5 protein-coding genes are annotated in these 4,678 nt (G+C 70.7%); 4 read left to right on the forward strand and 1 reads right to left on the reverse strand.

Annotated elements, in window-relative coordinates; translation table 11 throughout:
* Positions 1–71 precede the first annotated feature (71 nt).
* The 3 genes from deoC to P1P75_RS39775 are packed head-to-tail and all read left to right on the forward strand — an operon-like array spanning position 72 to position 3,371.
* Positions 72–1,034: a deoxyribose-phosphate aldolase gene (gene deoC / locus P1P75_RS39765; protein ID WP_319264544.1), complete on the forward strand. Its 963-nt coding sequence runs from the start codon at positions 72–74 to the stop codon at positions 1,032–1,034.
* A gap of 5 nt (positions 1,035–1,039) precedes the next feature.
* Positions 1,040–2,476: an aldehyde dehydrogenase family protein gene (locus P1P75_RS39770; protein ID WP_319264537.1), complete on the forward strand. Its 1,437-nt coding sequence runs from the start codon at positions 1,040–1,042 to the stop codon at positions 2,474–2,476.
* Positions 2,469–3,371 (forward strand): aldehyde dehydrogenase family protein, encoded by a 903-nt coding sequence (locus P1P75_RS39775; protein ID WP_319264539.1) that lies wholly within the window; start codon positions 2,469–2,471, stop codon positions 3,369–3,371. Before P1P75_RS39770 ends, P1P75_RS39775 begins: the two co-directional genes overlap by 8 nt.
* A gap of 70 nt (positions 3,372–3,441) precedes the next feature.
* On the opposite strand, the gene P1P75_RS39780 is transcribed toward P1P75_RS39775, so the two are convergent.
* Positions 3,442–3,849 (reverse strand): hypothetical protein, encoded by a 408-nt coding sequence (locus P1P75_RS39780; protein ID WP_319264541.1) that lies wholly within the window; start codon positions 3,847–3,849, stop codon positions 3,442–3,444.
* A 59-nt stretch (positions 3,850–3,908) separates the two neighbouring features.
* On the opposite strand from P1P75_RS39780, the gene P1P75_RS39785 reads away from it, so the two are divergent.
* Positions 3,909–4,616, forward strand: a complete 708-nt coding sequence (locus tag P1P75_RS39785) for a uridine kinase (RefSeq protein ID WP_319264542.1) — start codon at positions 3,909–3,911, stop codon at positions 4,614–4,616.
* The last annotated feature ends 62 nt before the right edge of the window (positions 4,617–4,678 follow it).

A 4,678-nucleotide genomic window follows, 5' to 3' on the forward strand; every position in this document is an offset into this window, starting at 1 on the left:
GCCCGCCCCCTTCCGGAACACCCCGAGGCCTGTACAGCCGCTACGCGCGTAGATATGCTCGTCTGGTGACCATGCCCACCAACGCACCCACCGCGGCACCGCCCCTCCCGGACGTCACCTCGTCCGACACCACGCTGCGCCGCTTCCTCCACGGGCTCCCCGGCGTCGACACGGTCGGCCTGGAGACGCGCGCCGCAGCGCTCGGCACCCGTTCCATCAAGACGACCGCCAAGGCGTACGCCATCGACCTCGCCATCTCGATGGTCGACCTGACGACGCTGGAAGGCGCGGACACCCCGGGCAAGGTCCGGGCGCTCGGCGCGAAGGCGGTCCACCCCGACCCGACCGACCGCACGACCCCGTCGACCGCCGCGGTCTGCGTGTATCCGGACATGGTCGCCTCCGCGAAGGAGGCGGTCGCCGGCTCGTCCGTCAAGGTCGCCTCCGTCGCCACCGCCTTCCCGGCCGGCCGCGCCGCACTCCCCGTGAAGCTGGCGGACGTCCGCGACGCGGTCGCCGCGGGCGCGGACGAGATCGACATGGTCATCGACCGCGGCGCGTTCCTCACGGGCAAGTACCTGAAGGTGTACGACGAGATCACCGCCGTGAAGGAGGCCTGCGGCACGAGTGCCCGCCTGAAGGTCATCTTCGAGACGGGCGAACTGTCGACGTACGACAACATCCGTCGCGCGAGCTGGCTCGGCATGCTGGCCGGCGCGGACTTCATCAAGACGTCCACGGGCAAGGTCGCGGTGAACGCGACGCCCGCGAACACCCTGCTGATGCTGGAGGCGGTCCGCGACTTCCGCGCCCAGACCGGCGTCCAGGTCGGTGTGAAGCCGGCCGGCGGCATCCGCACCACGAAGGACGCCATCAAGTTCCTGGTCCTGGTCAACGAGACCGTGGGCGAGGACTGGCTGGACAACCACTGGTTCCGCTTCGGCGCCTCCTCGCTGCTGAACGACCTGCTGATGCAGCGCCAGAAGCTGGCCACCGGCCGCTACTCCGGCCCCGACTACGTGACGGTGGACTGATCACCATGGCTTCTCTGTTCGAGTACGCACCGGCCCCCGAGTCCCGCTCGGTCGTCGACATCGCGCCCTCCTACGGCCTGTTCATCGACGGCGAGTTCACCGAGGCCGCCGACGGCAAGGTCTTCAAGACGGTGTCCCCGTCGTCCGAGGAGGTGCTGTCGGAGATCGCCCGGGCCGGCACCGAGGACGTCGACCGTGCCGTGCGGGCCGCCCGCAAGGCGTTCGAGAAGTGGTCGGCGCTGCCCGGCTCGGAACGCGCGAAGTACCTGTTCCGCATCGCCCGCATCATCCAGGAGCGCAGCCGCGAACTGGCCGTCCTGGAGACGCTGGACAACGGCAAGCCCATCAAGGAGACCCGCGACGCGGACCTCCCGCTGGTCGCCGCGCACTTCTTCTACTACGCGGGCTGGGCCGACAAGCTGGACCACGCCGGGTTCGGCCGGAACCCGCTTCCGCTGGGCGTCGCGGGCCAGGTCATCCCCTGGAACTTCCCCCTGCTGATGCTGGCGTGGAAGATCGCCCCGGCACTGGCGACCGGCAACACGGTGGTCCTCAAGCCCGCCGAGACGACCCCCCTGTCCGCCCTCTTCTTCGCGGACATCTGCCGCCAGGCAGGTCTGCCCAAGGGCGTCGTCAACATCCTTCCGGGCTACGGCGACGCGGGCGCCGCGCTGGTCGCGCACCCGGACGTGAACAAGGTCGCCTTCACCGGCTCCACGGCCGTCGGCAAGGAGATCGCGAAGACGGTCGCGGGCAGCCGCAAGAAGCTCACCCTGGAACTGGGCGGCAAGGGCGCGAACATCGTCTTCGACGACGCCCCGATCGACCAGGCCGTCGAGGGCATCGTCAGCGGCATCTTCTTCAACCAGGGCCAGGTCTGCTGCGCGGGCAGTCGCCTCCTCGTCCAGGAGTCGATCCAGGACGAGGTGCTGGACTCCCTCAAGCGCAGGCTCTCCACCCTGCGCCTGGGCGACCCGCTGGACAAGAACACCGACATCGGCGCGATCAACTCCGCCGAGCAGCTCTCGCGCATCACCACACTGGTGGAGCGGGGTGAGGCGGAGGGCGCCGAGCGCTGGTCCCCTGAGTGCGAACTCCCTACCTCCGGCTACTGGTTCGCCCCGACGCTGTTCACGAACGTCACCCAGGCGCACACCGTTGCCCGCGACGAGATCTTCGGCCCGGTGCTGTCGGTCCTCACGTTCCGCACCCCGGACGAGGCAGTCGCCAAGGCCAACAACACGCCGTACGGCCTGTCGGCGGGCATCTGGACGGAGAAGGGCTCCCGCATCCTGGCGGTGGCGAGCAAGCTCCGGGCCGGTGTCGTCTGGTCCAACACGTTCAACAAGTTCGACCCCACCTCGCCGTTCGGCGGTTACAAGGAGTCGGGCTTCGGCCGCGAGGGCGGCCGCCACGGCCTGGAGGCGTACCTCGATGTCTGACAAGTCCGAGCAGCAGCGTCTGAGCGTCTTCAAGACCTACAAGCTGTACGTCGGCGGGAAGTTCCCGCGTTCCGAGAGCGGCCGGGTGTACGAGGTGACCGACTCCAAGGACAAGTGGCTGGCGAACGCGCCGCTCTCCTCCCGCAAGGACGCCCGTGACGCGGTCGTGGCCGCGCGCAAGGCGTTCGGCGCGTGGTCCGGGGCGACGGCGTACAACCGGGGCCAGGTCCTCTACCGCGTCGCCGAGATGCTGGAGGGCCGCAAGGGCCAGTTCGTCCACGAGATCGCGGACGCCGAGGGTCTGTCCAAGTCGAAGGCGAACGAACTGGTCGAGGCCACGATCGACCGCTGGGTCTGGTACGCGGGCTGGACCGACAAGATCGCCCAGGTCGTGGGCGGCGGCAACCCGGTGGCGGGCCCGTACTTCAACCTGTCCTCCCCGGAGCCGACCGGTGTCGTCACGGTCGTGGCCCCGCAGGAGTCGTCGTTCCTGGGCCTGGTCTCGGTGATCGCCCCGGTGATCTCCACGGGCAACACGGCGGTCGTCGTCGCGAGCGAGAAGTCCCCGCTCCCGGCCCTCTCCCTCGGCGAGGTCCTGGCCACCTCCGACCTGCCCGGCGGCGTGGTCAACGTCCTCTCGGGCCGTACGGCGGAGATCGCGACACCCCTGGCCTTCCACCAGGACGTCAACGCGATCGACCTGGCAGGCGCCGACGACGTACTGGCGAAGGAGCTGGAGATCGCGGCGGCCGAGAACCTCAAGCGCGTTCTTCGTCCACAGCCTGTGGACGACTGGCGGGCGGTGCCCGGCATCGAGCGCATGACGGCGTTCCTGGAGACGAAGACGGTCTGGCACCCGACGGGCTCGCTGGGCGCGTCCGGCTCGTCCTACTGAGCCGACCCGACAAGCCGGAGGGCCGCGGCCTCTCCCCGTCCGGGGAGGCCGCGGCCCTCTGCCGTGTCCCTCAGCGGCCGCCCAGCAGCCCCGTCACCTGCCCCAGCACCGGGATCGACCCGATCGACTGCGCCTGCGCCACCGGGCCGGTGAGCATCTGGGACGTCAGCGGCTTGAAGTCGGCGAGCTGGGTGCCCACACCGTTGTCGAGCGGGTCGACGCCGGTGCCCGCGAGCGGGTTGGGCTTGAGGTTGGAGACGGCCCCGGTGACGTACGGCAGTGAGCCGAGCGCGCCCTGCACGCCGGACTGCGGGTCGAGCCGGCCGATGGAGGTGGGGTTCGTGCGCACCGGGTCGACGACGGGCTGGGTGTCGGCGGCGGCGGCCGACGCGCCCGCCCCCAGGGCCGCACCGGCCGTCGCGAGGAGGGCCAGCGCGCGCCGGCCGGTCGGGTTGGAGGAGGAGTCGTGTCGAGCCATGATCGCTGCCACCTTCTGCCGCGCAAGGTAATCGGGTCGACACGAAGGGTAGTTGCGGTGTGACGCGTGCTGCAAAGCCGACCCGCGGGGTCGTAACCGGCCCCGCCCATGCCCCAGACTGGTGTCCCGTGAGTTCCCATCCGCCCGTACCCACGCGAGTCGTGCTGCTCTGCGGCCCTTCCGGCTCCGGCAAGTCCCTCCTCGCGGCCCGCTCCGGCCTCCCGGTGCTGCGCCTCGACGACTTCTACAAGGAGGGCGACGACCCGACGCTGCCGCTGGTCGCGGGAAGCTCCGACATCGACTGGGACGACCCCGGGTCCTGGGACGCGGACACCGCCGTCGCCGCCGTCGTCGACCTGTGCCGCACGGGTCGTACACAGGTACCCGTGTACGACATCTCGCTGAGCGCCCGCACCGGCGAGGAGGGCGTCGAGATCGGGCGGACCCCGCTGTTCATCGCGGAGGGCATCTTCGCCGCCGAGATCGTCAACCGCTGCCGGGAGCTGGGTGTCCTGGCCGACGCGCTCTGCCTGAGCCGCGGACCGGTGAAGACGTTCCGCCGCCGTTTCCTGCGAGATCTCAAGGAGGGCCGCAAGTCGGTGCCGTTCCTGCTGCGCCGCGGCTGGCGCCTGATGCGCGCCGAACGCTCCATCGTGTCCCGCCAGACCGCGCTCGGCGCACACGCCTGCGACCGCGACGAGGCGATGGGCCGCCTGGCCACCGCGGCGGCCGGCCACCGCACTCCGACGGCCCGTACGGCGGCGTAGCGCCCCGCCGGGAACACGGAAAGCGGGACTGGACGGACCCCCCGGCCCTCCAGCCCCGCTCC

The sequence above is a fragment of the Streptomyces sp. ID05-39B genome (assembly GCF_033794725.1).
Lineage (GTDB): Bacteria > Actinomycetota > Actinomycetes > Streptomycetales > Streptomycetaceae > Streptomyces > Streptomyces bobili.

Excerpts from the sequence above, each read along its gene's own strand:
- deoC (WP_319264544.1), top strand. The coding sequence starts at position 72 with ATGCCCACCAACGCACCCACCGCGGCACCGCCCCTCCCGGACGTCACC.
- P1P75_RS39775 (WP_319264539.1), top strand. The coding sequence starts at position 2,469 with ATGTCTGACAAGTCCGAGCAGCAGCGTCTGAGCGTCTTCAAGACCTAC.
- P1P75_RS39780 (WP_319264541.1), bottom strand. The coding sequence starts at position 3,849 with ATGGCTCGACACGACTCCTCCTCCAACCCGACCGGCCGGCGCGCGCTG.
- P1P75_RS39770 (WP_319264537.1), top strand. The coding sequence starts at position 1,040 with ATGGCTTCTCTGTTCGAGTACGCACCGGCCCCCGAGTCCCGCTCGGTC.